Raw genomic sequence first — 24,140 nt, 5'->3', positions numbered from 1 at the left:
TAAGGACGTGACCTGATGGCTGATCTTCAGACCCAGATGAAACAGGCGGTGGCTGATGCCGCTGTTGAACAGATCAAGGACGGCATGGTGCTGGGTCTGGGATCAGGCTCCACCGCAGCGTTGATGATTCAGGGCCTGGGGGCCAAACTCGCCAGTGGCGAACTTAAAGACATCGTTGGAGTAACCACCTCTTTTCAAGGAGAGGTGCTGGCCGCGGAGCTCAACATCCCCTTGCTCAGCCTCAACGCCGTCAGCCGGATTGATTTGGCCATCGATGGTGCCGACGAAGTCGACCCTGGCTTCCAACTGATCAAGGGCGGTGGCGCTTGCCATGTGCAGGAAAAACTCGTGGCGGCACGGGCAGATCGTTTTGTTGTGGTGGTGGATTCCACCAAACTGGTGGACCGTCTCAACCTCGGTTTTCTGCTGCCGGTGGAAGTGCTGCCCGGGGCCTGGCGCCAAGTGAAGCAGCAGCTGGAAGCCCTCGGGGGCAGCGCTGAGCTGCGCATGGCCCAGCGCAAGGCCGGTCCCGTGGTCACCGATCAGGGCAACCTTGTGCTGGACGCCAAACTCGAAGGCGGCATCGCCGATCCAGTGGCTCTGGAACAGACCATCAACAACATCCCCGGTGTGTTGGAGAACGGCCTGTTCGTCAACATCACCGATGAGGTTTTGGTCGGCGAGATTGCCGATGGTGTGGCTGGTGTCCGCAGCCTGGAGCAGCGCCTCAGCTGAGGCGCCGCCGCACTGATTCAGCGTGGCTGTGCAGGCCTTCACTGGTGGCCAGTTCCTGCACAGCTGAACCCGTTGCTTCCAGTGCAGCCCGGTTGAAACCGATCAGCGAGGTGTGACGCATGAAGGTCTCAACGCTCAAGGCCCCGCTGAAGCGCGCAGCTCCACAGGTCGGCAGTGTGTGGTTCGGGCCTGCCAGGTAATCCCCCACAGCTTCTGGGGACCAAGGACCCAGGAAAATGGCCCCGGCGTTCTGAATGCGATCCGCCAGGGGTTCGGGCCGCTCTACCAGCAGCTCCAGGTGTTCGGGGGCGAAGCTATCGCTGAGGCGGGCACAGCTCTCGAGGTCGTCGCAGACCACCACCAGCCCCCAGTCCCTTAGAGCGGCTTCGCAGATCTCCTGGCGGGGATGATTGGCCAGTTGTTCGGCCACCGCAGCGTTGATCCGGTCGGCCAATGCAGGGTCGGTGGTAATCAGCACCGCCGCCGCCAGGGGGTCGTGCTCCGCCTGCGCCAATAGATCTGCCGCCACCTGGTCGGGCTTGGCGGAGTGGTCCGCGATCACCAGAACTTCGCTCGGTCCCGCCAGGGAATCGATGGCCACCTGGCCGTACACCGCTTGTTTCGCCAGGGTCACATAAAGGTTGCCGGGGCCACTAATCACATCCACCTTGGGCACGCTTTCGCTGCCGTAGGCCATCGCGGCGACAGCCTGGGCACCTCCGAGGCGGAACACCGTTTTCACGCCAGCGAGGTAAGCCGCTGCCAGCACCACGGGGTTAACTGCCCCACTCCGTCCGGCGGGGGAGCAGATCACCACGTCCTTCACGCCGGCGACCCGAGCTGGCACCGCATTCATCAGCACGGTGCTGGGGTAGGCCGCTCGTCCTCCGGGCACGTACAGACCGGCCCGTTCCACCGGTCGCCAACGCCGCCCGAGCTGTTCGCCGTGGGGGCCTGTCACCGCCAGATCGGCGGGACGCTGGCGTTGGTGGAAGTCGGTGATGCGGCGATGGGCCAGCTCCAGGGCGTCCCGCAGGTTGGTCGGCAGCGAATTCCAGGCCTGTTCGAGGGCCTCGGGGGAAACCACCATCGGTTCTGGACGGAAGCCATCGAACCGTTCGGTGAAATCGGCAATGGCCGTATCGCCGCGGTCGCGAACCGCCGCAAGAATGGTTTCAACCCGCTCACGGGCTTCACCTTGCTGGGTTTGTGTGGTGCGGCGGGATAACCGTTGCAGTTCTGTCTGGGCCTGTTCCAGATCCCGCACGATGCGAAGGGGAGCAACGGCCGGTTGGCTCACAGACAAAGGGACGGTGGGAGATTTCGGTCAAGTTAGGACTCCACAACGCAGGGAAGGGGTCCTGTCAAGGAGTAACGTGTTGGATTGTTCGCAATGTTGAAGCCTCAGTGGCCAATAACAAGTCAGCCAAGAAGCGGATTGAGATTGCTGAGCGCAACCGTCTGCGCAACCGCACCTACAAGTCGTCGATGCGCACCCTGATGAAGCGCTGCTTCGTCGCTTGTGATGCCTACAGCGCGACCCCTGGTGATGAAGCCAAGGCCAGCGTGCAGACCTATATGCGTGCCGCCTTCAGCAAGATTGACAAGGCCGTGAAAGTTGGTGTGCTGCACCGCAACAACGGCGCCAATCAGAAGTCCCGCCTCAGCGCGGCCGTGCGCAAGGTGCTCGAGCCCGCCAGCTGATTCGGTTCCAACCGGCAGAATGGGTCGAAAGCGCGTTTCGGCCCAGCTGTGTCCCCCACCCCGACGTTGATAGACAGCCACTGTCACATCGTCTTTCGCAACTTTGACGACGACCTCGATGAGGTGGCCTCACGCTGGCGTATGGCTGGGGTCGGTGCTCTGCTGCACGCCTGCGTTGAACCCTCTGAAATTCCGGCGATCCGCGCCTTGGCTGATCGGTTTCCCGAGATGCGCTATTCCGTCGGCGTCCATCCACTGGACACCGAGCATTGGCGGGATGACACGGTGGCTGTGCTGCGTCGGGCGGCCCTCGAGGATGATCGGGTGGTCGCCATCGGTGAACTCGGACTCGATCTCTTCCGTGACAAGAATCTGGAGGAGCAGCTTGCTGTGCTGCGTCCTCAATTGGACCTAGCGGTGGAGTTGAACCTGCCGGTGATCATTCACTGCCGGGATGCCGCCGAGCCGATGCTGGAGGAACTGCGGGCCCGCAAGGCGCAGGACAATTGCCCTGGAGGGGTGATGCACTGCTGGGGCGGCACCCCTGATGAAATGCACCACTTTCTCGACCTCGGCTTTTACATCAGCTTCAGTGGCACTGTCACCTTCCCCAAGGCGGAGCCCACCCACGACTGTGCCCGTCAGGTGCCGGAGGATCGTTTCTTGGTGGAAACAGATTGCCCTTTTCTGGCCCCTGTGCCCCGCCGCGGCAAGCGCAACGAGCCGGCCTTTGTGGCCTCCGTTGCAACGCGGGTGGCCGAGCTCCGCGGCGTGGATCTCGACAGCGTGGCCTGCAGTAGCACCGCCAACGCCCGGCGTTTGTTCGGACTCCCTTAACTGGGGTTTCGGGAGTGTCGTGTCCATATGTAAGATGTTGTATTGGCTGGCCATGCGCAGGATTCCTTCTTGTGCGTGGTGCCTGAAGCGTCCATTTCCTTCCGGTGCATTTGTCGTCGTCAGCTGATCTGACCCGCGATTTCTGAACAGCAACAGCGGCGCTGTCGGTTCCGTCCTGGAAACCGTCAGTGCCGCTGTTGTGTCGAATCGTCTTGTCGGGTGAGCTTGTGCCGCCAATCCAGTCCTCCCCAGTCCCTTCGTCCTCTCTGCCGGTCCCCGCATGAGCAGCAGCGCGATTCAGGTCGCCAAGACCGCCACCTACCTTCCTGATCTGGTGGAGGTGCAGCGGGCCAGCTTTAAGTGGTTTTTGGATCAAGGTCTGATCGAGGAGCTGGAAAGCTTCTCTCCGATCACGGATTACACTGGAAAGCTGGAGCTGCACTTCATCGGTAGCGAGTACCGGCTGAAGCGCCCTCGCCATGATGTGGAAGAGGCCAAGCGTCGCGATGCGACCTTCGCTTCGCAGATGTATGTGACCTGCCGCCTGGTCAATAAAGAGACCGGTGAGATCAAGGAGCAGGAGGTTTTCATCGGCGAATTGCCGCTGATGACCGAGCGCGGCACGTTCATCATCAACGGCGCTGAGCGCGTGATCGTGAACCAGATCGTGCGTAGCCCGGGTGTCTATTTCAAGGATGAAATGGACAAGAACGGCCGGCGTACCTACAACGCCAGCGTCATCCCCAACCGGGGTGCCTGGCTGAAGTTTGAGACAGATAAGAACGACTTGCTCCACGTACGTGTGGACAAAACCCGCAAGATCAACGCGCACGTGCTCATGCGTGCCATGGGTCTGTCCGACAACGACGTGCTCGACAAGCTGCGTCATCCCGAGTTCTACAAGAAGTCGATTGATGCCGCGAACGACGAGGGCATCAGCTCGGAAGACCAGGCGCTGCTTGAGCTTTACAAGAAACTCCGTCCAGGTGAACCTCCCTCAGTGAGTGGTGGTCAGCAGCTGCTGCAGACCCGTTTCTTCGATCCCAAGCGCTACGACCTCGGTCGGGTCGGCCGCTACAAGATCAACAAGAAGCTCCGTCTCACCATCCCCGACACGGTGCGCACCCTCACCCATGAGGACGTGCTCTCCACCCTCGATTACCTGATCAACCTGGAGCTTGATGTCGGCGGCGCCAGCCTCGATGACATCGACCACCTCGGCAACCGCCGCGTGCGTTCCGTGGGTGAACTCCTGCAGAACCAGGTTCGTGTGGGTCTGAACCGTCTCGAGAGGATCATCAAGGAACGGATGACCGTCGGAGAAACCGATTCGTTGACCCCAGCACAGTTGGTCAATCCCAAGCCCCTCGTGGCGGCGATCAAGGAGTTCTTCGGCTCCAGCCAGCTGAGCCAGTTCATGGACCAGACGAACCCTCTTGCTGAGCTCACCCACAAGCGCCGCATCTCGGCTCTTGGACCCGGTGGTCTCACCCGTGAGCGTGCAGGCTTCGCCGTCCGTGACATTCACCCCTCCCACTACGGACGTCTCTGCCCGATTGAGACGCCGGAAGGTCCCAACGCCGGTCTGATCAACTCCCTGGCCACCCACGCCCGGGTCAACGAGTACGGCTTCATCGAAACTCCGTTCTGGAAGGTCGAGAACGGTGTCGTCCTGAAGGATGGCGATCCGATCTACCTGTCTGCAGACCGGGAAGACGAAGTGCGCGTTGCCCCTGGTGATGTGGCCACCGAGGACGACGGCAGGATCACGGCCGATCTGATTCCTGTGCGTTACCGCCAGGATTTCGAGAAGGTCCCCCCTGAGCAGGTCGACTACGTCGCACTCTCACCTGTTCAGGTGATCTCCGTGGCAACGTCCCTAATCCCCTTCCTGGAGCACGACGACGCCAACCGCGCCCTGATGGGCTCCAACATGCAGCGTCAGGCTGTGCCGTTGCTGCGCCCCGAGCGTGCCCTGGTGGGCACCGGCCTGGAAACCCAGGTAGCCCGCGACTCCGGCATGGTGCCGATTTCCCGGGTGAACGGCACTGTCACCTATGTGGATGCCAATGCCATCGTTGTTCAGGACGAGGACGGCAACGACCACACCCATTTCCTGCAGAAGTATCAGCGCTCCAACCAGGACACCTGCCTGAACCAGCGCCCGATCGTTCGCTGTGGCGATCCGGTGATCGTCGGTCAGGTGATGGCGGATGGCTCGGCCTGTGAAGGCGGTGAGATCGCCCTGGGTCAGAACGTTCTGATCGCTTACATGCCCTGGGAGGGTTACAACTACGAGGACGCGCTGCTGGTCAGCGAGCGTCTGGTCACTGACGACCTCTACACCTCGGTTCACATCGAGAAGTACGAGATCGAAGCGCGTCAGACCAAGCTCGGACCCGAGGAAATCACCCGCGAGATTCCCAACGTCGCTGAGGAAAGTCTCGGCAACCTCGACGAGATGGGCATCATCCGCGTTGGTGCTTTCGTTGAAAGCGGCGACATCCTCGTCGGCAAGGTGACGCCCAAGGGCGAATCCGATCAGCCACCCGAAGAAAAGCTGCTTCGCGCGATCTTTGGTGAGAAGGCCCGCGATGTGCGCGATAACTCCTTGCGTGTGCCCGGCACCGAGCGTGGCCGCGTTGTGGATGTGCGCATTTACACCCGTGAACAGGGTGATGAGCTGCCCCCCGGCGCGAACATGGTGGTGCGGGTTTATGTGGCCCAGCGCCGCAAGATCCAGGTCGGCGACAAGATGGCCGGCCGCCACGGCAACAAAGGCATCATTAGCCGCATCCTTCCCCGGGAGGACATGCCCTATCTGCCCGACGGCACCCCGGTCGACATCGTGCTCAACCCCCTGGGTGTGCCGAGCCGGATGAATGTGGGTCAGGTATTCGAGTTGCTGATGGGTTGGGCGGCGTCCAACCTGGACTGCCGCGTGCGCATCGTTCCCTTCGATGAGATGTACGGGGCTGAGAAGTCCCAGCAGACCGTCGAGACCTTCCTCAAGGAAGCCGCCAAGCAGCCCGGCAAGGGTTGGGTGTACGACCCTGAGGATCCCGGCAAGCTGCAGTTGCGTGATGGTCGTACCGGTCTTCCCTTCGATCAGCCCGTGGCCGTGGGCTATTCCCACTTCCTCAAGCTGGTTCACCTGGTGGACGACAAGATCCACGCCCGTTCCACTGGCCCCTACTCCTTGGTCACCCAGCAGCCCCTGGGCGGTAAGGCACAGCAAGGCGGTCAGCGTCTGGGTGAGATGGAGGTGTGGGCACTCGAGGCCTATGGCGCCGCTTACACCCTGCAGGAACTGCTCACGGTCAAGTCCGACGACATGCAGGGCCGCAACGAGGCCCTCAACGCCATCGTCAAAGGCAAGCCGATCCCCCGCCCCGGTACGCCGGAATCCTTCAAGGTGCTGATGCGCGAGCTTCAGTCCCTGGGTCTAGACATCGCCGTCTACACCGATGAAGGCAAGGAAGTGGACCTGATGCAGGACGTGAACCCACGTCGCAGCACCCCCAGTAGGCCCACCTACGAATCCCTCGGCGTCGCGGATTACGACGAGGACTGACGGATCAACGAACGAACCGATTCCCCGCTCCTTCTTCCTTAACCGTCAATGACCAACAGCAACCTCCGCACCGAGAACCACTTCGATTACGTCAAAATCACCCTCGCATCACCCGATCGGGTGATGGAGTGGGGACAGCGCACCCTGCCCAACGGCCAGGTTGTCGGTGAGGTCACCAAGCCGGAGACCATCAACTACCGCACCCTCAAGCCCGAGATGGACGGGCTGTTCTGCGAAAAGATTTTTGGCCCTTCCAAAGACTGGGAATGCCATTGCGGTAAGTACAAACGGGTGCGTCACCGGGGCATCGTTTGTGAACGCTGCGGTGTGGAGGTCACCGAGAGCCGCGTGCGTCGTCACCGCATGGGCTTCATCAAGCTGGCTGCACCGGTTTCCCACGTCTGGTACCTGAAAGGGATCCCCAGCTACGTAGCCATCTTGTTGGACATGCCCCTTCGGGATGTTGAGCAGATCGTTTACTTCAACTGCTACGTGGTGCTGGATCCCGGCGACCACAAGGACCTGAAGTACAAGCAGCTGCTCACAGAAGACGAATGGCTGGAGATTGAAGACGAGATCTACGCCGAAGATTCCGAGATCGAGAACGAGCCCGTAGTGGGTATTGGTGCAGAGGCCCTCAAGCAACTGCTGGAAGATCTCACCCTCGACGAAGTGGCTGAGCAGCTGCGTGAGGAGATCAACGGCAGCAAGGGTCAGAAGCGCGCCAAGTTGATCAAGCGTCTGCGCGTGATCGACAACTTCATCGCCACCAACGCCCGTCCCGAGTGGATGGTGCTGGATGTGATCCCGGTGATTCCGCCTGATCTGCGTCCGATGGTGCAGCTTGATGGCGGTCGCTTTGCCACCAGTGATCTCAACGATCTCTACCGGCGGGTGATCAACCGCAACAACCGTCTGGCAAGGCTCCAGGAAATCCTGGCCCCTGAAATCATCGTCCGCAACGAGAAGCGGATGCTGCAGGAGGCCGTCGATGCACTGATCGACAACGGCCGTCGCGGTCGCACCGTGGTGGGTGCCAACAACCGTCCGCTCAAGTCACTGAGCGACATCATCGAAGGCAAGCAGGGCCGCTTCCGTCAGAACCTGTTGGGTAAACGGGTCGACTACTCCGGTCGTTCCGTGATCGTGGTGGGTCCGAAGTTGAAGATGCACCAGTGCGGTCTGCCCAAGGAGATGGCGATTGAGCTGTTCCAGCCCTTCGTGATCCACCGCCTGATCCGCCAGAACATCGTCAACAACATCAAGGCGGCCAAGAAGCTTATCCAGCGGGCCGACGATGAAGTGATGCAGGTGCTGCAGGAGGTGATCGACGGTCACCCGATCCTGCTGAACCGTGCTCCAACCCTGCATCGTCTCGGCATCCAGGCCTTCGAACCCAAGTTGGTGGATGGTCGCGCTATTCAGCTGCACCCACTGGTCTGTCCAGCCTTCAACGCTGACTTTGATGGTGACCAGATGGCCGTTCACGTGCCTCTGGCCATCGAGGCTCAGACCGAAGCACGCATGCTGATGTTGGCCAGCAACAACATCCTGTCGCCCGCCACAGGCGAGCCGATAATCACCCCGTCTCAGGACATGGTGCTCGGCTCTTACTACCTGACAGCGCTTCAACCTGGTGCCACCAAGCCCGACTTCGGCGATCGAAGCTGCACCTTCGCGGGTCTGGAGGATGTCATCCACGCCTTCGAGGACACCCGAATTGGGCTGCATGACTGGGTTTGGGTCCGCTTCAACGGTGAAGTTCAGGACGATGACGAGCTGGATGCGCCCAGCAAGAGCGAATCCCTCAGCGATGGCACGCGCATCGAAGAGTGGAGCTTCCGCCGCGATCGCTTCGATGAAGACGGTGCCTTGATCAGCCGCTACATCCTCACCACCGTGGGCCGCGTGGTGATGAATCACACAATCATCGACGCGGTGGCCGCCGCCTGAATCGAGCCAGACGCCCTTTTCTTCCATTCCTGATCCGCGCGCAGCCATGACCTCGTCCTCGAAATCCCGAAAGTCCAAATCCACCAAAGCTTCCAAGGCCGCCAAGGAAGCTCCTGTGAGCGCATCCCGCCCCCTCTCCAAGACCCCGCCACCGTTCCGCAATCAGATCATTGACAAGCGGGCCCTCAAACAGCTCGTTGCTTGGTCTTACAAAAACCACGGCACGGCGGTGACGTCGTCCATGGCCGACAACCTCAAGGATCTCGGCTTCAAGTACGCCACCCAGGCGGCTGTGTCGATCTCCGTCGACGACCTCAAGGTTCCCGAGGCGAAGAAGGATCTCCTGGGCCAGGCCGAGGAACAGATCACGGCTACCGAAGAGCGTTATCGCCTGGGTGAAATCACCGAGGTGGAGCGTCACACCAAGGTGATCGACACCTGGACCGAGACCAACGAACGTCTGGTGGATGCCGTCAAAAAGAATTTTGACGAGAACGCACCGCTGAACTCGGTGTGGATGATGGCCAACTCCGGTGCCCGGGGAAACATGTCCCAGGTGCGTCAGCTGGTGGGCATGCGCGGCCTGATGGCCAACCCGCAGGGCGAAATCATTGACCTTCCGATCCGTACCAACTTCCGTGAGGGTCTGACCGTCACCGAGTACGTCATTTCTTCCTACGGCGCCCGCAAGGGTCTGGTGGATACGGCGCTGCGCACCGCTGATTCGGGCTACCTCACCCGTCGTCTGGTGGACGTTGCTCAGGATGTGATCGTCCGTGAGGACGACTGCGGCACAACCCGCCACATCGTGGTGGAGGCCGAGGATGGCAAATTCGGCAGCCGGCTTGTGGGTCGCCTGACCGCCGCCCAGGTGGTGAATGCCGATGGTGAGGTGCTGGCCGAGCGCGACACCGAAATCGATCCGCCTCTGTCCAAGGCTTTTGAGGCCGCTGGGGTGAAGGCTGTGAGTGTGCGTTCGCCGCTCACCTGCGAAGCCAACCGTTCCGTTTGCCGTAAGTGCTACGGCTGGGCACTGGCTCACAACGAACTGGTCGACCTAGGTGAAGCCGTCGGCATCATCGCGGCCCAGTCGATCGGTGAGCCTGGAACCCAGCTCACCATGCGGACCTTCCACACCGGTGGTGTGTCCACCGCTGAAACCGGGGTGGTCCGCTCCAAAGTGGCGGGTGCCGTCGAGTTCGGTAGCAAGGCGCGCGTGCGTCCCTACCGCACACCCCATGGTGTGAACGCTCAACAGGCTGAGGTTGATTTCAATCTCACGATCAAGCCGTCCGGCAAGGGCAAGGCTCAGAAGATCGAGATCACCAACGGCTCACTGCTGTTCGTCGACAACGGTGCTGACATCGATGCAGACGTCACGGTGGCTCAGATCGCTGCTGGTGCGGTCAAGAAGAGTGTGGAGAAGGCCACCAAGGACGTGATCTGCGACCTGGCCGGTCAGGTGCGCTACGAGGAGGCGATCCAGCCCCGTGAGGTCACCGACCGCCAGGGCAACATCACCCTGAAGGCCCAGCGCCTCGGTCGGATGTGGGTGCTGTCGGGTGATGTGTACAACCTGCCGCCCAACGCCCAGCCTGTGGTCAGCGGTGAAACTCAGGTCACTGAGGGTCAGGTGCTGGCCGAAGCCAGCCAGCGCAGTGAGTACGGCGGTGAAGTCCGCCTACGCGATTCCATCGGTGATTCCCGCGAGGTGCAGATTGTCACCACGGCGATGACCCTCAAGGACTTCAAATTGCTAGAGGAGTCCACCCACTCGGGTGAGATCTGGAATCTCGAGGCCAAGGACGGCACCCGTTACCGCCTCAACACCATCCCCGGCAGCAAGATCGGTTCCGGTGAGGTCATCGCTGAACTGGCGGATGACCGCTTCCGCACAGGCACAGGTGGTCTGGTGAAGTTCGCCCCTGGTTTGGCAATCAAGAAGGCCCGTTCTGCCAAGAACGGCTACGAGGTCAACAAGGGCGGCACCCTTCTTTGGATCCCCCAGGAGACCCATGAAATCAACAAGGACATTTCCCTGTTGATGATCACCGATGGTCAGTGGATCGAGGCCGGCACCGAGGTTGTTAAAGACATCTTCAGCCAGACCGCGGGCATCGTCACCGTCACCCAGAAGAACGACATCCTCCGCGAAATCATCGTCCGCAGTGGTGAGTTCCACCTCTGCACCGATGCCAAGGCGTTGGAGCGCTTCGAGGGTGATGGCCAGATGGTTAATCCCGGCGAGGACGTCGCCAAGGGATTGTCCGTCGACACGATGAAGTACGTGCAGACGGTGGAGACCCCCGAAGGCAAGGGTCTGCTGCTGCGTCCCGTTGAGGAGTACACCATTCCCAACGAGGCCCAGCTGCCTGAGCTTTCCCATGTGAAGCAGGCCAATGGCCCTCACCTCGGCATCAAGGCCACCCAGCGTCTGGCGTTCAAGGACAACGAACTGATCAAGTCCGTTGAAGGTGTGGAGTTGCTTAAGACCCAGCTGCTGCTCGAGACCTTCGACACCACCCCGCAGATGACGGTGGATGTGGAGAAGGCCCCCGACAAGCGGGCCAAGACCATTTCCCGTCTGCGCCTCGTGATCCTCGAGTCGATCTTGGTGCGTCGCGACACCATGTCTGACTCCAGCCACGGCTCAACCCATACCGAGCTGCAGGTCGAAGATGGCGTGTCAGTGAAAGCTGGCGATGTCGTCGCCACCACTCAGATCCTCTGCAAGCAGGCAGGTCTGGCGCAGTTGCCGGAAGCCACCGAAGCTGACCCGGTGCGTCGGATGATCGTGGAGCGCCCCGAAGACACCACCACCCTGAGCACCTCCGGCAAGCCAGTGGTGAGCGTCGGTCAGCGGATTGTGGATGGCGATGCCCTTGCTGAGGGCGAGATCGCCAACTGCTGTGGTGAGATCGAGGCTGTCAGCGGCAACAGCGTCACCCTCCGCCTCGGACGTCCCTACATGGTGTCTCCCGATTCCGTCCTGCACGTGCGCGATGGGGATTTGGTGCAGCGGGGTGATGGCCTGGCCCTGCTGGTGTTCGAACGCCAAAAGACCGGTGACATCGTTCAGGGTCTGCCACGAATTGAGGAATTGCTGGAGGCCCGTCGCCCCCGTGAATCCGCGATTCTCTGCAAGAAGCCCGGCACCGTTGAGATCAAGCAGGGTGAAGACGATGACTCCCTCGCCGTCAACGTGATCGAATCCGATGACGCCATCGGTGAATACCCGATCCTGCTTGGCCGCAACATCATGGTGAGCGATGGCCAGCAGGTCACTGCCGGTGAATTGCTGACCGATGGCCCGATCAACCCCCACGAGTTGCTCGAGTGCTATTTCGAGGATCTGCGCAGCCGCAAGCCTCTGATGGATGCCGCTCAAGAGGCGATTGCCAACCTGCAGCACCGTCTGGTGACTGAGGTTCAGAACGTCTACAAGTCCCAAGGCGTCTCGATTGACGACAAGCACATCGAAGTGATCGTCCGTCAGATGACCAGCAAGGTGCGGGTCGAGGATGCCGGTGACACCACCCTGTTGCCGGGTGAGCTGATCGAACTGCGTCAGGTGGAAGACACCAACCAGGCCATGGCGATCACCGGTGGTGCTCCCGCCGAGTTCACCCCGGTTCTGCTGGGTATCACCAAGGCATCGCTCAACACTGACAGCTTCATCTCCGCCGCCTCCTTCCAGGAGACGACCCGGGTGCTCACCGAAGCCGCCATCGAGGGCAAGAGCGACTGGCTCCGCGGCCTCAAGGAGAACGTGATCATCGGTCGCCTGATTCCTGCAGGTACCGGCTTCAGTGGCTTCGAAGAGGAGCTGCAGAAGGAGGCTGGCCCTCACCCCGACATCCTTTCGGAGGATCCGGCCGGCTACCGCCGCATGCAGAACCTGCGTCCCGACTACACCGTCGACATGCCCCCTGCAGCCAGCGCCAGTGCGGTGCTGGATGACCCCAGTGACGCCGACCTCGAGGCCACCCGCACCCGCCATAACATCGACCCGTCGGCGAGCAATTTCGCCGCGTTTACTCGTCCGGACGCGGACAATGAGCTGAAGGAAGAGCAGGTGGTCGATGCTGAAGCCGTTGAGGGTCTTCAGGAAGAGGGCCTGCTCTCTGACGAATGAGTTCCGCTCAAACGTTCACCATTGCAGCCCCTTCCATGTTTGAGCCCACTGAGATTCCCAAGAGACGCCTGCCCAAATATGGGTTCCACACCCATACCGAGCGGCTGAATGGACGTTTGGCCATGCTTGGCTTCATCGCCCTGATGGCGGTGGAGATCAAGCTGGGCCATGGTCTGCTGATCTGGTGACCCAGGCTCTGCTGGGTCGCAGCGCGGCCGAGCTGCAGGACTGGGCCGTCGCCCAGGGGCAAAAGCCGTTCCGTGGCCGTCAGCTCCATGACTGGATCTATGCCAAGGGGGCTCGATCCTTGGCCGACATCACGGTTTTCCCCAAGACCTGGCGTGCCTCCTTGTTGGAGGGCGGCATTGATGTGGGCCGACTGAAGGAAGTGCATCGTTCGGTGGCCACGGATGCCACAACCAAATTGCTGCTCTCCACAGAGGACGGCGAAACCATTGAAACTGTCGGTATTCCCACCGACCAACGGCTCACCGTCTGTGTGTCCAGCCAGGTGGGTTGTCCCATGGCCTGCCGCTTTTGCGCTACCGGTAAAGGAGGCCTGCAGCGTTCACTCCAGACCCACGAAATCGTGGATCAGGTGCTGAGTGTGCGTGAGGCGATGGACCGTCGTCCCTCCCACATCGTGTTCATGGGCATGGGCGAGCCCCTGCTCAACAGCAGCGCTGTCCTAGAGGCGATTCGCTGCCTCAATGATGACCTTGGTATCGGCCAAAGGCGCATCACCGTCAGCACGGTGGGTGTTCCGAAAACCCTGCCGCAACTGGCAGAGCTGGCCATGCAGCGGTTGGGCCGCGCCCAGTTCACCCTGGCGGTGAGTCTCCATGCCCCCAACCAGCGGCTGCGCGAGGAGCTGATTCCCACAGCCCATGCCTACCCCTATGACGCCCTGCTTGAGGATTGCCGTCACTATTTGGATGTGACCGGTCGGCGGGTGAGTTTTGAGTACATCCTTTTGGGTGAACTCAACGATCAGCCAGAGCACGCCGCAGAGCTGGCGGATCGCGTTGGCGGTTTCCAGAGCCACGTGAACCTGATCGCCTACAACCCGATTGAGGAGGAGGAGTTCAAGCGACCGACGCCGCAGCGGATTGAGGCGTTTCGTCGTGTTCTGGAGCGACGCGGTGTCGCCGTGAGTCTGAGGGCAAGCCGGGGGCTGGATCAAAATGCGGCTTGCGGTCAGCTCCGGCGTCAGCAGATGGCTCCCAATTCATCGGGGAACTAAAGGTCTGCGAATGACAGCAATCGATTGGCTGCTTCTCGCTTCTTACCTCGTTCTCACCCTGGTGCTGGGGTTGTGGCTAGCCCGCCGCAATAGTGGCGAAGCGGATTATTTCGTGGCTGGCCGTCGTCTGAACGGTTGGTTGGCCGGCGCCTCGATGGCGGCGACCACCTTCTCTATCGACACGCCGCTCTACGTCGCCGGCCTGGTGGGTGCCCGCGGCCTGGCGGGCAACTGGGAGTGGTGGAGTTTTGGTTTGGCCCATGTGGCGATGGCGGTTGTCTTCGCACCCCTCTGGCGCCGCAGCGGTGTGCTCACCGACGCCGCCTTTACCGAGTTGCGCTACGGCGGAGCGGCGGCGGCTTGGTTGCGCGGTATCAAGGCTTTCCTGTTGGCCGTGCCGGTGAACTGCATCGGCATCGGGTATGCCTTCCTCGCCCTCCGCAAGGTGGTGGAAGCCCTGGGCCTGGTGTCGGGTCAACCTGCTGCACTGGGACTGACGGACACGGTCTGGTTGTTGATGGTCGTGGCCCTGCTCGTGATGAGTTACACCGTGGCTGGTGGGCTCTGGGCTGTCGTGGTGACCGATCTGGTCCAGCTCGTGCTGGCGTTGGCGGGTGCCGTAGCTGTGGCCGCGGCTGCCCTCCATGCCGCAGGAGGGATGACGGCGCTGTTGGAGCAACTGCAGGCGCTGCAGCGGCCAGAGCTGCTGTCCCTGGTGCCCTGGACCTGGGATGACTCGGGCTTCCGCTGGTTGCAGGGCAGTGGCATCAGCATCCCGATGTTCACGGCTTACATCGCTGTGCAGTGGTGGAGTTTTCGTCGTAGCGATGGTGGCGGCGAGTTCATCCAGCGGATGCTGGCCACCCGTGATGAGCATCAGGCACGGCTGGCGGGTTGGGTGTTTCTGGTGGTGAATTACCTCCTGCGAAGCTGGCTCTGGATCGTGGTCGCCTTGGCGGCTCTGGTGCTGTTGCCAGCTGGGGCTGATCTGGAGCTCGGCTATCCCACCCTGGCTGTGCAACTGCTGCCCCCCGTGGCGCTCGGCCTGGTTGTGATTTCCCTGGTGGCGGCGTTCATGAGCACCGTGAGCACCTCGGTGAACTGGGGAGCCAGCTACCTCACTCACGACCTCTATCAGCGCTTTGTTCGACCCTTCGCCGGTCCGCGCGAGCTGTTGCTGGTGGGACAACTCACCACGGTTCTGCTGCTTGTTCTTGGGGTGATCACCGCTTTGATTAGCGACAGCATCGGCACGGTGTTTCGGCTGGTGATCGCCATCGGGTCCGGCCCAGGCGTGGTTCTGGTGCTGCGCTGGTTCTGGTGGCGCGTTAACGCCGCAGCGGAGCTGTCGGCGATGCTCTGCGGGTTTTTCGTTGGGGTGTTTACCTCGGTGGTGCCCCTGGTTCGGATCGAGGATTACGGGGTTCGTATTGCGGTGATCACCGGCCTCTCCGCTGTGGTCTGGTTGGCGGTGATGCTGAGCACACCTCCGGAATCCGACGCTGTCTTGGAGCGGTTTGTGCGGACGGTGCGTCCTCCAGGCCCCGGTTGGTCACACCTGCGCCAGCGCTTCGGTGTCATGCCGATGGAGTCTCTGCCCGCCATGCTGCGGCGCTTTGTGCTGGCCTGCGGTGTGCTGTTCGGCGGTCTGCTCGGCACCGGAGGATTCCTGTTGCATCAACAGTGGACTGGTTGGATCTGTCTGTCGGTGCTGATCCTCTCCATCTGGCAGCTGAGGCGGCGTGTCTATGCCGTGCCGTCTTGAGCAGAATGGCTTCTTGATTGCAGTGTTTCGGTGTCGTTTTTTCGTTCCACGCTTCTGCCGGCTCTGATTGTTCTCCTGTTTGCCCTGGCGTTGGTGGCCGTGAGTGCCCGTATCTGGCTTCCCGGTGACATGCTGGCTCCAGCTCCCATGGGTTGAGCCCTGGAATGGCTCCCGTAGCATCCCTGCATGACTGACGATCGCAGCCAACAGAAGGACCAGGGGCTGTCCAACCTTTCGGTGGATCCTGATCTGCTGGCGCGTGAGCTAGCAGTGGAAGACGATGTTGATCCGCTTGATGCGATCCAGCTCGACGACGCCGAGCAGGATTCCTCTCTGCAAATTGCCCGCTCTTGTGACCAGGGTCTGATCTGGTTGCGTGGCAACCATGGAGAACGGCTCCAAGGCTTGCAGGTGTTCTGTGAACACCGTGATCCACGTGCCATCGCTCTGCTGCTGCCCTTGCTCCAGAACTCCTGTCCGGTGGAGCGGATGAGTGCCGTCTACGCCTTGGGTCGCAACCCATCTCCTCCGGCTGTTGAGCCGCTGTTGCAGCTGCTGCAGCTCGATGCCAATGCCTACGTCCGTAAGGCTGCGGCCTGGAGCCTGGGTAATTTCCCAGATGCTCCGGTGCTGAATCCGCTTATCCGGGCATTGCAGACGGATGTCGCGGCTGTGCGCCTTTGGTGTCCAGGCTCACTGGCGGAGGCTGGCAGCCGTTCACCAGTCAAGGCCGACCCCGCGGCGGGTCAATTGCTGGTGAGTCTGCGCATCGACAGTGAAGCGGTGGTGCGCAGCAACTGCATCTGGGCTTTGGGCCGTTTGATCGATCAGCTGGTGCAGCCGCGACAAGCTGAGATCGTTGAGTCTTTGGTGAGTGCCCTGCTCCATGACGGAGAGATCTCTGTGCGCGATGAGGCCAGAACCGCCCTAGAGCAGCTTGAGGACCCGCTAGTCCTAGAACGTCTGCAGGCTTTGATCAACGACGGTTTCATCCTGTAACTGGGCTGTGTAACGAGGAAGGCAACATTCGGGGGAGACCCCCACTAGATTGCGACGCAAATCACGCCTCTTCGATGCCCCAAAAGACCCTTCGTTTCACCATTCGGCCTGATGGTCGTGTGGAAGAACGGGTCGAGGGTGTTGCAGGCGAGGCGTGCCAGCAGCTCACTGCACAAGTTGAAGCTGCTCTTGGAACGGTTGAACGTCAGGAGTCCACATCCGAAGCGTTTCTGCAGCCTGAGGTCCAGTCCCAGTCTCTTCCAGCTCATCTGAACTGATGTCGCATTTCAGCACCGTCAAAACCGAACTGCGTCAGCTGCAGCCTCTGGTCAAAGCTTTGGAAGACATGGGTTACGCCCCTGATCAGGGTGAACGCCCTGTGCGTGGATACCGCGGCCAAACCGTTACGGCTGATTTGGCCATTGCAGTGCAGGACGGTGGGGATATTGGCTTCCGCTGGAACAGCGCATCTGAGTCCTACGAGCTGGTCACCGACCTCGATCTGTGGAAACAACAGATTCCGGTGGAACGCTTCCTCTCCAAGCTCGCTCAGCGCTATGCCTTAAATACGGTTCTGGCTGCCACCACAAAGGAAGGTTTTCAGGTTGCCGAACAGACCCAAACCGAGGATGGTTCGATTGAACTCGTGGTGACCCGCTGGGACGCCTGAATCCTGGCTGATCCTTCGTCTCACGCCTTTTCTGCCCCGGCTCGGCCGCTGGAGCAATCCACCGGTAGGGAGCCTCTGCTCGGTGGTGACATGCGCGACCAGGCTGTCTGGGTGGATGAAGCTGTATGCATTGGCTGTCGCTACTGCGCCCACGTGGCAGCTAATACCTTCGTTTTGGAGCCAAATCTGGGACGTTCCAGAGCGATCCGACAGGATGGCGACTCCACTGAATGCATTCAGGAGGCCATCGACACCTGTCCCGTGGATTGCATCCACTGGGTTCCCTTTGAGTCGTTGGAAACGTTGCGGCAAAACCTGATTCGCCAGAATCTGCAACCCCGTCCCCAGGGTTGATGGCGCTGCCCACCCGCCGATTCGGCCGAACGGAGCTTGAGATCCCCTTGTTGTCTCTGGGTGGGATGCGCTTTCAGCAGAGTTGGACCGACCTTCCTGCCGATGAAATCACGTCTGCGTCGCAGACTCAGCTCGAGGCGACCTTGAAGCGCGCTGTGGATTTGGGTTTTCATCATGTGGAAACGGCGCGGCACTACGGCAGCTCCGAGCGTCAGCTGGGTTGGGCCCTGCCGCGTACACCAGATCCCTCCCGACTGCTGCAGAGCAAGGTGCCTCCACGTCCTGATCCCGACGCCTTCGAATCGGAACTGGAGCTCAGTTTTGAGCGGCTGGGATGTGATCGCCTGGATTTCTTGGCTATCCATGGCATCAACCTGCCGGAGCATCTCGAGCAGACCCTTGAGCCCGGGGGGTGTATGGAGGTGGTGCGTCGCTGGCAGGCGGAGGGTCGCATTGGTCATGTGGGCTTCTCCACCCATGGCCCCACAGCCTTGATCGCAGAGGCCTGCGACTCCGGAGCCTTCGATTACGTCAATCTGCACTGGTATTACATCCGCCAGGACAACAGTCCCGCCTTGGATGCGGCCCGCCGTCAAGACATGGGGGTGTTCATCATCAGCCCCACTGACAAAGGCGGCCATCTGCACACGCCATCCCAACGGCTGTTGGAGCTTTGTGCACCGTTGCATCCCATCGTCTTTAACGACCTGTTTTGTCTCCAGGATCCGCGGGTGCACACCATCAGCGTGGGAGCGGCCCGGCCGGAGGATCTCGAGCTTCATCTGGAGGCGTTGCACTTGCTGCCGGATGCGGCGTCCTTGATTGCGCCGGTGGATCAGCGGCTTCGGCAAGCGGCCGATGAAGCACTGGGTCGTGACTGGATGGCCACCTGGTCCGTCGGGCTGCCGCCTTGGCATGCGACGCCTGGGGGGATCAACCTGCCGGTGTTGCTTTGGTTGTACAACCTTCTGGAGGCCTGGGATCTCGAGAGTTATGCCAAAGCCCGATATGGGTTGTTGGGCTCTGGCGGGCATTGGTTCGCAGGCGCCAATGCCGATGGCTTTGATTGGGAGGTAAGTGCCGAAGAGCTGCGGAGCGTCCTGCAGGAGAGCCCATGGCGTCAGCGCATCCCCGATATCCTTCGCAGCCTCAAGCACCGGCTCAAGGGCGAATCCCAGATGCGCTTGTCGAGCGTCTGAGTGTTCGTCTTATCCCCCGAGGGGATCTCGGCTGGGCGTTCCCACGGCCCTTGGGTAGCTGCGGGGGCAGGGGCCGTTCGGCTGCACCCGCAGAAGATGGCGCGTACCGCGATCACAGGGCAGTTGCCGGTGCTGCACCTCCATCAGACGGGCCTGCAGCTGGCGCAGGGCTCTGTTGAACGGAACGGCATCGGTGTCATTCCACTGGCCCCGATACAGCAGGGCCTGGCCGTCGGTTTTCAGCAAGGGCACGAGGTATTCGGCCACCACAGGAGCTGCCGCCACAGCCCTAGCCACGGCTCGATCGAAGCTGCCGCGGAAGTTGTGATCGCGCCCGGTGGTTTCGATCCGCTCGGTGCGGACCCGCACCCGATCAGCAAGCCCCAGGCTGCTGGCCATGGCTTCCACGGCGGCGGTCTTGCGCCCGACGGAATCCAGCAGGGTCACTTTTGACTGGGGTAGGGCAATTGCGACTGCGAGACCGGGGAAGCCGCCCCCGGTCCCTACATCAATCCAGTGCTGCGGCTCGTTCGCTGATTGGAGTTCCCCCGCCAGTGGCCAGAGGCTGTCAAAGACCTGACCAATCCAGAAATCATCGCCGTTCACCAGGCGCGTGAGGTTGACCCGTTCATTCCAGCTCTGCAGGAGGCCTTGAAGCTCCACCAGCTGGTCGCGCTGCCCTGGCGATGGGTGCCATCCCAGGGCGTCCCAGAACGCCGGTTCAGGCGTGGTGGCGGCCATGGCTGCACACACAACTCTTCTTAGGATGAAGGACCGGCTGTCTTCTGTGTCCGAAGCTCACCCCAGCCATCATGAACGGCTTGGCGTGCGCCCCGGGGTTGACGCTGAAACCTTGCGCCAGGCCTTTCGACGCCAGTCCAAGGCCCTGCATCCCGACACCACTCAACTGCCGCCCGAGCAGGCCAGCATTGCTTTTCAGGAGCTCAAGCAGTCCTACGACGTTCTGCTGCGTCAGAGCCAAGCAACCCTCGGTCTTGGTGCACAGACGCCGTCATCGCCCCTGCCCCTGCAGAGTCAGCCCCGCCTGGATGCCTGGCAGGGCATCGGTCAACGAAGGCCACTCTCCGGCGGGGAATGGTTCTCGCTGGTGCTGTTGAGCATCGCGCTGTTGCTCAGCCTGGTGCTGGGGTTGGGCGTGGCTCTTGCCCAGGGCCGCGACTGGCAGGTATCGCCGAGTTGGCTGGCGGATGAGCAGAATTCGAAGATATCCGTGCGTTCGCAACCTGATGGCCGCCCTGCCCCCGGAGAGCACCCCGCTGAATCAGCACTCTCTCCCGGCGCTTGAGGCCTGGCTTCAGCAGCTGGGTGCCGTCCGAATGGACGACCCCCCCTGCCAGTGGATCCTGGAGCGTTCTGAGTGGAGGGCGCTGTTGCTGCTGGAACGGGAGGACCTCAAAGTGATCTGGCACCCGGGTTCCTTGGAAGCGATGCTGCAGTGCTCGCTGCCCTACGGCCTCTCCAGGGCCGATGTTGAGGCGGCGATTCAGGCGGGTCCCTGAGGCCACAACGTTCAGAGCTGGTCGAGGGCCATTTCCAGCACTAGGTAGCACCGTTCCAGCTGGACATCGCTGATGCAGAGCGGTGGCAGCAGATAGACGACCTGGCCAAGGGGGCGGAGGAAGACGCCGTTCTCCATCGCTAGCCGTTTCAATCTCGGCCCCGCCGGGTTGAGGTAGCCCGAGGTTCCCTCCACAACGAGGTCGAAACCGGCAACCGTCCCCGTCAGCCGGGGGTGTTGGACCCGCGGATGGCGTGCCAACCGTTCGAGGTGCGGACGATGCCGTTGTTCGAACTGTTGAAAGGCCGCGGGGTTGCGCTCCATCAGATCGAGGCTGGCGTTGGCCGCGGCGCAGCCCAGCGGATTGGCCGTGAAGCTGTGGCCGTGCCAAAGGGTCAGGCAAGGGTCGTCACCGACAAAGGCTTCAAACACCGCTTCGCTGGCCATGGTCACGCCCATTGGCAGACATCCACCCGTCAAGCCTTTGGACAGCGCCATCAGATCCGGCCGGATGCCCGCCCGACGGCTGGCGAACCAGTCGCCGCAGCGTCCGAATCCGGTCAGCACTTCATCGGCAATCAGCAGTGCTCCAGCCTGACGGGTGCGTGCCTCCACCTGTTGCAGAAACTCGGGCCGCACCATGGCCATGCCGCCGGCCCCCTGCAGCAGGGGCTCGAGGATTACCGCCGCAGTCGGTGTCTCCAGCACCCGCTCGAGTACCTCCAGTGCTGCCGATTCCTTGGCTTCCACGGCGTCGTCATCCCACCAGGTAGCCGGCCAGGGAACACGGGCGACGGGAAAGAGTTTGTCTTCAAAGGGCGCGCTGAACAGGTTGCGTTCGCCAACGGCCATCGCCCCGAAGGTGTCGCCGTGGTATGCCCCGTCGAAGGCGACGATCTGATATCGCGGTTGGCCCCGGTTGGCCCACCACTGGCAGGCGATCTTGAGCGCTACTTCCACCGCAGTGGAGCCGTTGTCAGAGAAGAACAGCCGTTGCAGTCCGCATAGTCCACTCAGGCGTACGGCCAGCTGTTCCGCAGGCTCATGGGTGAAGTCGGCAAAAATCACCTGCTCGAGGCGGGCGGCCTGATCGGCGATGGCTTTGGCCAACACCGGATGGGCATGGCCGTGAAGGGTGACCCACCAGCTGCTGATGGCATCGATCAGCGGCTCCCCCTTTTCACGAATCAGCAGAGCCCCGTCTCCGGCCACCACCCGTTGGGATTTAGCTGCGCTGGCCATCTGGGTGAAGGGGGGCCACAGATTCGGATGGCGGATCGACTCCATGGCAGCAGCGGCAGCTTTTGCCATATTGGATCTGAGGCTGTTTGAGATGCCCCGGATGGCTGCCCCACGCACCCGTCGTCAATCCAAGAGTTTTGTTCCCGGCAGGCAGCCTGAGCCGTCGGCCAATCGACGCCTTGTTCTCCCGGAGGGCGACTGGCAGTCGATTCGCAGTGATCTCGAGCTGCGGGGTTGGTCGTCGTCCCAGCTGGAGTTGATCCAGGCTGAACTCAGTCATGGATGGCCGCTGCGGATCGCCGTGAGACATGCAGCGATGCGACTGGGCGCCTGCCCCACCGGTTCAAAGGCCCTGGGCTGAGTCTTCAGCGGCAGACCTCACTCTTCTTTTCTGCCTCTGTGGCAATGGCGCTGCAGTTCACCCAGCGCACCAGCTGCACTTCGATATCGGTAAACAGCACCAGAATTCCAACGCAGAGTGCTGAAACAGCAAGGGTCGCCAGGGTTTGACGTGAATTCACGGGGACGATCGCTTCAACACTTGTCGGAATGTAGTGGTGAGATCCTTCTCGCGCCAAAGCCGCTCCAGCACCGTTGCGGATAGCGAGGCCTGGGGGGGAAGCTGCGCCAGAACGGGGACGTCACCGAACTGTTCGAGGGTCCTCGGGTTGTCGGCATGGAGGGGGCCGTTGAGGATCAGCCCCAACACCGTGAGATTCCGCCGTCTCATCGCTTCCAGGCTGAGCAGGGTGTGGTTGAGGGTGCCCAGCCCACTGCGGGCCACCAGAACGATTGGCAACTGCCACTCCACGAGTTGATCGATCTGGAGCCAGTTGCGGGTGAGGGGCACCATTAACCCTCCAGCTGTCTCAACCACCAGCGATCCCTGATGGTCGGGAATGCTGAGTTGTGATGTGTTGAGCGGCGTGTCGTCCAGTTCAGCGGCCCAGTGGGGGGAGACCGGCTCTCGGAAGGCATAGGCCTCGGGCAGCATCCGTTCCGGCGGGAGGTTCAACAGCTCCCGCACCCGTTCGCGGTCTCCGCCGCCCTCCAGTCCGCTCTGCACCGGTTTCCAGTAGCTGGCCTGAAGCCCCTGCACGAGCCACGCACTCACCACGGTTTTGCCGACGTCCGTGTCGGTTCCGCACACCACCAGGCGACTGCCGCTGCCGTTCATCGCTTCACCATGAGAACCCACATCCTCCAGGTCAGGGCGAACCCGGGTGATGCGTTGGCTTGAGGCCAAGCCCGGAAGACGGCCTTCCACTGGCCTGGGGAGAGCCGGCCACCGTTGGTGACGGAGGCGCCAATGCTGCTCATCGGTCGCAGCAGCCGCAGTGGATTGGGGGCGTGTTGGGTGAAGCTCAGGCACTCGTCCCGTTGCACCACGCCATCGGGCAAGGCCGCTATCAGTTGCTCTCGCACCGGCATGGTCAAGGCCGTGCAGGCCTGATCTGCTGCGCGGGCGGCGTGCTGCCATTGCGGAAAACTTCCGTCCACCGGCACCGCTAGGGCCAGCCAGCCCCCTTTTGGCAGCGCATCCACCCAACGCCGAAGCTGTTGCGCTGGATCTGGCAACCAATGCAAAACAAAGCTGGAGGCCAGCAGTTGCGGTGGCTCTTTCCAGTCTGGTAGCCCGCAGCTCAGGTCATACCGCAGGGTGCGTGTTCCACGGGGGTGGCTGTTCAACATGGCGGCACTGCCATCAAGGCGGATCACTCGCTGCCCCGGGTGAGCGGCTTCCAGGGCTGCGGCCAGATGACCGGTGCCGCTGCCGAGGTCTGCCCACAGGCCGCGCCGGATGGAGCAGTGGCGGCTGAGTTGGGCTAAGCGCCAGGCCATGGCCCGTTGCAGCTGCGCGTCGCCCGCGTAGGTCGGCGCTGCGCGACTGAAGCGCTCCAGCACCTGATCGGGGCGAATCACAAGGCCCCCAGCCATTGCTGCACCACCGAGAGCACCGTTGGTGTGATTAGTGCGTGGCCCCAATTCAGATCCCGATGGAGGGTCAGCGGCTGCTGTCTCAGATCATCGATTAGCTGCTGCGCCGATGCGGCGTGCACCACAGCGTCCCGTTCGCCCTGCACCACCAGCACAGGCACTGCTTCAGGCCATCCCATCGGCAGGGTCTGGCAGTGCGCCAGAAGCTCCAGATCTTGCTGCAGCCGCTGGCGCCCCAGGCTCGTCAAACCTTGTAATAGGGGGGCTGGGGGC

The 24,140-nt window shown here is 61.8% G+C and carries 24 protein-coding genes and 1 pseudogene; 18 read left to right on the top strand and 7 right to left on the bottom strand.

Annotated features, from left to right (window positions below):
• Nucleotides 1–15: 15 nt before the first annotated feature.
• Nucleotides 16–735, top strand: coding sequence for a ribose-5-phosphate isomerase RpiA (gene rpiA / locus FZZ85_RS06530; protein ID WP_226413393.1), 720 nt, complete (start codon nucleotides 16–18; stop codon nucleotides 733–735).
• On the opposite strand, the gene hisD is transcribed toward rpiA, so the two are convergent.
• The gene (hisD, locus tag FZZ85_RS06525; RefSeq protein WP_226413391.1) at nucleotides 728–2,035 is read right to left on the bottom strand and encodes a histidinol dehydrogenase; all 1,308 of its coding nucleotides are present in this window, start codon (nucleotides 2,033–2,035) and stop codon (nucleotides 728–730) included. The genes rpiA and hisD overlap by 8 nt on opposite strands.
• A gap of 107 nt (nucleotides 2,036–2,142) precedes the next feature.
• Here hisD and rpsT point away from each other — a divergent pair, with 107 nt between their 5' ends.
• From rpsT to FZZ85_RS06460, 14 genes are all read left to right on the top strand, one after another.
• Nucleotides 2,143–2,439: a 30S ribosomal protein S20 gene (rpsT, locus tag FZZ85_RS06520; RefSeq protein WP_226413389.1), complete on the top strand. Its 297-nt coding sequence runs from the start codon at nucleotides 2,143–2,145 to the stop codon at nucleotides 2,437–2,439.
• Nucleotides 2,440–2,487: 48 nt separating this feature from the next.
• Nucleotides 2,488–3,276, top strand: a complete 789-nt coding sequence (locus FZZ85_RS06515; RefSeq protein WP_226413387.1) for a TatD family hydrolase — start codon at nucleotides 2,488–2,490, stop codon at nucleotides 3,274–3,276.
• Nucleotides 3,277–3,556: 280 nt separating this feature from the next.
• Nucleotides 3,557–6,850, top strand: coding sequence for a DNA-directed RNA polymerase subunit beta (gene rpoB / locus FZZ85_RS06510; RefSeq protein WP_226401781.1), 3,294 nt, complete (start codon nucleotides 3,557–3,559; stop codon nucleotides 6,848–6,850).
• 48 nt (nucleotides 6,851–6,898) lie between these two features.
• The gene (locus tag FZZ85_RS06505) at nucleotides 6,899–8,803 is read left to right on the top strand and encodes a DNA-directed RNA polymerase subunit gamma (protein ID WP_226413385.1); all 1,905 of its coding nucleotides are present in this window, start codon (nucleotides 6,899–6,901) and stop codon (nucleotides 8,801–8,803) included.
• Between the two features lie 46 nt (nucleotides 8,804–8,849).
• Entirely contained in the window at nucleotides 8,850–12,938 is a 4,089-nt protein-coding gene (locus FZZ85_RS06500; protein ID WP_226413383.1) for a DNA-directed RNA polymerase subunit beta', read from the top strand.
• A gap of 35 nt (nucleotides 12,939–12,973) precedes the next feature.
• Nucleotides 12,974–13,126, top strand: coding sequence for a high light inducible protein (locus FZZ85_RS06495; RefSeq protein WP_226413623.1), 153 nt, complete (start codon nucleotides 12,974–12,976; stop codon nucleotides 13,124–13,126).
• Nucleotides 13,123–14,181 carry a 23S rRNA (adenine(2503)-C(2))-methyltransferase RlmN gene (gene rlmN, locus FZZ85_RS06490; RefSeq protein ID WP_226413381.1) on the top strand — a complete coding sequence of 353 codons (1,059 nt, stop codon included), beginning with the start codon at nucleotides 13,123–13,125 and terminating at the stop codon, nucleotides 14,179–14,181. Before FZZ85_RS06495 ends, rlmN begins: the two co-directional genes overlap by 4 nt.
• A 10-nt stretch (nucleotides 14,182–14,191) precedes the next feature.
• Nucleotides 14,192–15,946, top strand: coding sequence for a sodium:solute symporter family protein (locus tag FZZ85_RS06485; RefSeq protein WP_226413379.1), 1,755 nt, complete (start codon nucleotides 14,192–14,194; stop codon nucleotides 15,944–15,946).
• Nucleotides 15,947–15,976: 30 nt separating this feature from the next.
• On the top strand, nucleotides 15,977–16,102 hold the full coding sequence (locus FZZ85_RS12065) for a hypothetical protein (RefSeq protein WP_255444647.1): 126 nt from the start codon (nucleotides 15,977–15,979) through the stop codon (nucleotides 16,100–16,102).
• 30 nt (nucleotides 16,103–16,132) lie between these two features.
• A complete protein-coding gene (locus tag FZZ85_RS06480; protein WP_226413377.1) occupies nucleotides 16,133–16,945 on the top strand; it encodes a HEAT repeat domain-containing protein in 813 nt (270 codons plus the stop codon).
• Between the two features lie 74 nt (nucleotides 16,946–17,019).
• Nucleotides 17,020–17,223 (top strand): DUF2997 domain-containing protein, encoded by a 204-nt coding sequence (locus FZZ85_RS06475; RefSeq protein ID WP_226413375.1) that lies wholly within the window; start codon nucleotides 17,020–17,022, stop codon nucleotides 17,221–17,223.
• Nucleotides 17,223–17,615, top strand: coding sequence for a DUF1257 domain-containing protein (locus FZZ85_RS06470; RefSeq protein WP_226413373.1), 393 nt, complete (start codon nucleotides 17,223–17,225; stop codon nucleotides 17,613–17,615). Before FZZ85_RS06475 ends, FZZ85_RS06470 begins: the two co-directional genes overlap by 1 nt.
• Nucleotides 17,616–17,618: 3 nt before the next feature.
• On the top strand, nucleotides 17,619–17,969 hold the full coding sequence (locus FZZ85_RS06465; protein WP_226413603.1) for a ferredoxin: 351 nt from the start codon (nucleotides 17,619–17,621) through the stop codon (nucleotides 17,967–17,969).
• The gene (locus FZZ85_RS06460) at nucleotides 17,969–19,168 is read left to right on the top strand and encodes an aldo/keto reductase (RefSeq protein WP_226413371.1); all 1,200 of its coding nucleotides are present in this window, start codon (nucleotides 17,969–17,971) and stop codon (nucleotides 19,166–19,168) included. The genes FZZ85_RS06465 and FZZ85_RS06460 overlap by 1 nt, the downstream gene beginning before the upstream one ends.
• 9 nt (nucleotides 19,169–19,177) lie before the next feature.
• Here FZZ85_RS06460 and rsmG read toward each other — a convergent pair whose 3' ends face one another.
• Nucleotides 19,178–19,909 carry a 16S rRNA (guanine(527)-N(7))-methyltransferase RsmG gene (gene rsmG / locus FZZ85_RS06455; RefSeq protein ID WP_226413369.1) on the bottom strand — a complete coding sequence of 244 codons (732 nt, stop codon included), beginning with the start codon at nucleotides 19,907–19,909 and terminating at the stop codon, nucleotides 19,178–19,180.
• Between the two features lie 25 nt (nucleotides 19,910–19,934).
• Between rsmG and FZZ85_RS06450 the strand changes: the two genes are divergently transcribed.
• Nucleotides 19,935–20,474, top strand: coding sequence for a J domain-containing protein (locus tag FZZ85_RS06450; RefSeq protein WP_255616052.1), 540 nt, complete (start codon nucleotides 19,935–19,937; stop codon nucleotides 20,472–20,474).
• Complete coding sequence (locus FZZ85_RS06445) at nucleotides 20,416–20,688, top strand: DUF3143 domain-containing protein (protein WP_226413365.1); 273 nt, start codon at nucleotides 20,416–20,418, stop codon at nucleotides 20,686–20,688. The genes FZZ85_RS06450 and FZZ85_RS06445 overlap by 59 nt, the downstream gene beginning before the upstream one ends.
• A gap of 11 nt (nucleotides 20,689–20,699) precedes the next feature.
• Here the strand turns inward: FZZ85_RS06445 and bioA are convergent, their stop codons facing one another.
• A complete protein-coding gene (gene bioA, locus FZZ85_RS06440; RefSeq protein ID WP_226413363.1) occupies nucleotides 20,700–21,998 on the bottom strand; it encodes an adenosylmethionine--8-amino-7-oxononanoate transaminase in 1,299 nt (432 codons plus the stop codon).
• Nucleotides 21,999–22,029: 31 nt separating this feature from the next.
• Here bioA and FZZ85_RS06435 point away from each other — a divergent pair, with 31 nt between their 5' ends.
• Nucleotides 22,030–22,290, top strand: a complete 261-nt coding sequence (locus FZZ85_RS06435) for a hypothetical protein (RefSeq protein WP_226413361.1) — start codon at nucleotides 22,030–22,032, stop codon at nucleotides 22,288–22,290.
• A gap of 4 nt (nucleotides 22,291–22,294) precedes the next feature.
• On the opposite strand, the gene FZZ85_RS06430 is transcribed toward FZZ85_RS06435, so the two are convergent.
• The 4 genes and pseudogenes from FZZ85_RS06430 to FZZ85_RS06415 all read right to left on the bottom strand — a co-directional run.
• Nucleotides 22,295–22,450: a hypothetical protein gene (locus FZZ85_RS06430; protein ID WP_226413359.1), complete on the bottom strand. Its 156-nt coding sequence runs from the start codon at nucleotides 22,448–22,450 to the stop codon at nucleotides 22,295–22,297.
• A complete protein-coding gene (gene bioD / locus FZZ85_RS06425; protein ID WP_226413357.1) occupies nucleotides 22,447–23,106 on the bottom strand; it encodes a dethiobiotin synthase in 660 nt (219 codons plus the stop codon). Before bioD ends, FZZ85_RS06430 begins: the two co-directional genes overlap by 4 nt.
• On the bottom strand, nucleotides 23,103–23,915 hold the full coding sequence (locus FZZ85_RS06420; RefSeq protein ID WP_226413355.1) for a methyltransferase: 813 nt from the start codon (nucleotides 23,913–23,915) through the stop codon (nucleotides 23,103–23,105). Before FZZ85_RS06420 ends, bioD begins: the two co-directional genes overlap by 4 nt.
• A pseudogene (locus FZZ85_RS06415) lies at nucleotides 23,849–24,140 on the bottom strand (alpha/beta hydrolase); the annotation flags it as partial. The gene FZZ85_RS06420 and the pseudogene FZZ85_RS06415, both read right to left, overlap by 67 nt.

It is taken from the genome of Synechococcus sp. MU1642 (assembly GCF_020514115.1).
Lineage (GTDB): Bacteria > Cyanobacteriota > Cyanobacteriia > PCC-6307 > Cyanobiaceae > Parasynechococcus.
This window is presented reverse-complemented; position numbering and strand designations above follow the sequence as displayed.